The organism is Candidatus Cloacimonadota bacterium, assembly GCA_034661015.1.
Lineage (GTDB): Bacteria > Cloacimonadota > Cloacimonadia > JGIOTU-2 > JGIOTU-2 > JAYEKN01.
The window spans coordinates 1,842-5,159 of the sequence record JAYEKN010000079.1; the positions used below are offsets into that span (position 1 = coordinate 1,842).

At 30.8% G+C, this 3,318-nt stretch carries 3 protein-coding genes; all 3 read right to left on the reverse strand.

Annotated features, from left to right (window positions below; genetic code table 11):
• A partial coding sequence (locus U9P79_02725; GenBank protein ID MEA2103544.1) for a putative DNA binding domain-containing protein occupies positions 1 to 1,256 on the reverse strand: 1,256 nt, incomplete at its 3' end.
• The gene (locus tag U9P79_02730) at positions 1,246 to 1,827 is read right to left on the reverse strand and encodes a DUF4062 domain-containing protein (GenBank protein ID MEA2103545.1); all 582 of its coding nucleotides are present in this window, start codon (positions 1,825 to 1,827) and stop codon (positions 1,246 to 1,248) included. The genes U9P79_02730 and U9P79_02725, both read right to left, overlap by 11 nt.
• A 117-nt stretch (positions 1,828 to 1,944) precedes the next feature.
• Positions 1,945 to 3,267, reverse strand: coding sequence for a restriction endonuclease subunit S (locus U9P79_02735; GenBank protein MEA2103546.1), 1,323 nt, complete (start codon positions 3,265 to 3,267; stop codon positions 1,945 to 1,947).
• Between the last annotated feature and the right edge of the window lie 51 nt (positions 3,268 to 3,318).

Consider the following 3,318-nt stretch of genomic DNA (forward strand, 5'->3'; position numbering starts at 1 on the left):
TCATTTACAGCATCATTTACAGCATCATTTACAGCATCATTTACAGCATCATTTACAGAAACTTCTAGATTCTTATTACTGATTCTTTTTGTTGGATGTTCTTTAGGTCCGTAAAACTCTATCGTTACTCCTTCATTTTTGTCAGACCATTTAGGAGTTTTTAGTTTTGCTTCTTTACAAAGATTTAATATTTTTAATGTTCCTCTGCCAAGTTTATCTATCATCCCTCTTAAAAAAACAATATGTGCTATATCTGGATTATTTGGATGGGCAGAATGAGTTTTCTTTAAATCACTTACTGTTAATTCATCAGGTAAATGTCCACTATTATAAATCTTAATTCTATCAGGATATACGTTTATTGAAACACTGCTGGAGAAACTTGAATAATCTCTATGAATCAAAGCATTAATAGTAGCTTCTTGAAGAGCTTTGGGAGGAAACTCAAAATCATTTCTCTTCCATTGATTATTTGAAAATATACTTCTGGTTCCTAATCCATTAAAATATGTTTCTAGTTTATCAATAATAAAAAATATATTACCTTCGTATAATTCGTCTTTGGGCAAATAATCATCTGTTTTGCTATTAGAAAATTCAGTTAATCTTACTCTTACTTGTGGAATGAATCTCTGAGGATATTTGCAGAACAAGATACAACAAGCGTTTGTAAATAATTCATTATTCATTAGACCATAATGAACCAAAAAATCTACAACTTTATTGGATTTTAATGTCCCACGATTATTAGATTTAATTTCTGAAATTGTTTTTTCCAGGAGTTTCTTATCTAAGTCCTCAAGCTTTAAGTTATGAACTGTTTGTCTTTCCCAATGTAATTCTGATAGTTGGCGATTATTTATAAGTTGAGAAACTTCCTTACTCGAAGCAATTCTGCTAGAACTTCCTTTTCTAAAATATAAACTACCTTCATATATGTAAGGTTGTTTTGAGCCTTTCCAAACTTTTACCAATACAATATCTTTATCATCAATTTTCTCAATAAATACATCAAAGGCTGGTTCTGGAATTATTGTGGAATATAAAAGATTCTGTATTTGGTTTATGCATTTTTCTGGATTTTCGATACCAATGATTTCAGAAAAATCATTAACGCCGAGTATAAGTGTACCACCATCAGTATTTAGAAAACTGCAGATAGTTATTGCTATGCCTTTTGTGCTGTATTTTGATTTAAACTCCAGATTCTTATTTTCACCTTGCTTAATTAAATCTTTTATAAGTTTATTGTTCATCAGAACCTCCTGAAATCTCTTCGAGTTCTTTCTCTCTTCTTTTTATATCCTTGAACTGAGTTTCCAAAAATGGAAATATATCTGAAGTATTAAAGAATGGATGAGCCCAATTTGATTTCCTTTGTTCAAACGGAATATTATTTTGAATAGCATCATTATACATTTCGATTACTTCTAATTTATCCAAAACAGATGTACTATTATAATGGAAATCTTCATTTCTAGATTTATCAGCATTATACATAAATTGCTTAAATAGTGTTCTGGCAAAAGTTACGTAATGATGCGAAATAAACCATCTTGGTTTATCCAATTCTATTGCTTTAAGAATCTCTTTATGAGTAATACCTGAACCATAACGAGGAAAAATGATACCAAGAAATAGATCACACTCTTCAACGGCTTTTAAACAAGCATCTTCGTTTGACATATCAGCAGGCACATAAACAGTTCCGTTCTTGGACATAATAACCTTATATCCAAAACCTTGAAGGATTGCCTCAATCTGATCTAGATCAGATTCAGAATCATAAACTGTAGATGAAACCATTAATTTAAGTTTTTTTGCCATAAATTTACTTCAATTATGCAATGTTTCATTGCACAATTTAGTTTTCTCATCTCTTTTTCCTTTTATTCAGTTACCTTCGCAATGGTCTTGACCTTGCGAATGGTAATGTGCTTATCTTCAACCATTGCGGAGGTCTTTGACCATTCGCAAGGTTTCATTTTTTTTCCGTTTTTTAGATTTAACATTTTTTGCTTTCTCAGCTTGAATTCTTTCTAAAAGTTTTTCTGCAGGTTCCCATTCAGGATCGTTTCTTACTTCTTCCAATTCTTTTTCAGTGAGAAGTTTTCCCTCAAATGCTTTTTTGAGAATGCTCTGACGCAACGATTCCGCTTTTTCCAAAGCTGATTTGATATTGACTTCCGCATTGTCGCAAACGGATAAACGGGTTTCGATTTCTTGGACAATTTGTTGTTGCTCTTGGAGTGGAAAAATTATCATTGTTAATTTTGAAAATTTACCTTTATTTAATATTGGTAAAGTTGTTGCAGACGCTTTTGCTTTAATCTGATTTTGAAATTCAACGCTAATAGCTTGATAAAATATGAATTCTGGATTGTTTTCTTTGAAAGGAACAATTGCATTTATTTGTTGATTAAAGCAACCTTCTTTTTTTATTAAACCTGTTTTACCGATTGTTGCACCAATGCAAGTAACTAAAATTGAACTGGCTGGAGCAATTCTACCATTCTGGAAACCAAGTTCAGATAATCCATCAATAGAATTAAACACATTATTCCCAGCATTCAAATCTGTTGGTTTATAAAACGGATATTCTTTTGATGAATAATATTCTGATTTTTTTTTTGAAGGAGTATTACCTGTTAAAATAGTTCCAATCTCGGTTAAATTTTTCACAAAATTATCTTCGATATTTATGTTATTTGCTTTTCTCCACTCTTTCGTCAATTCCCCTTCAAACGCTTTTTTCAGCACAGCTTGACGATATGTTTTGAGTTGCTCCTGTGCTTTTTTTAGGTTGGCAATTCCGTTATCCAAATCGGAGAAAAGCTGTTCTATTTTGGCTACAATTGCTTTTTGTTCGGGAAGTGGTGGGAGAGGTAATTGTTTTTTTGAATAAATTGAAATCCAAAATCTTTTATGTGTTTCATTATGAACACTATCAATTTGCATATAATAATAAGTAAGTTTCATATTTACAAGTTCGGATGTTGGTTTCAAAATCTTCATAGCTGATGATTTAACTTTAAATTGAAAATTTACATATTTTGTAGCAGTTGTGAAATCATCGAAAATTATTACTGGTAAATTTTGAAAGATTCCATTCGTTTCATTTGTGTAACCTTTGATAAATGATTTACCTGCTGTTAAAACTGGTGTTTTGTATTCATCTCTGTAATTTGTACTTTCAACAATATAATTTGTAGGTTGCTCATAATCAAGCAAGTCTTGATATTCGCATTCAATCCAATCTTTTCTCATCTATGCAACCAACGCCTCATTTAATTCATCTATAATTTCTTTCATCTCTTT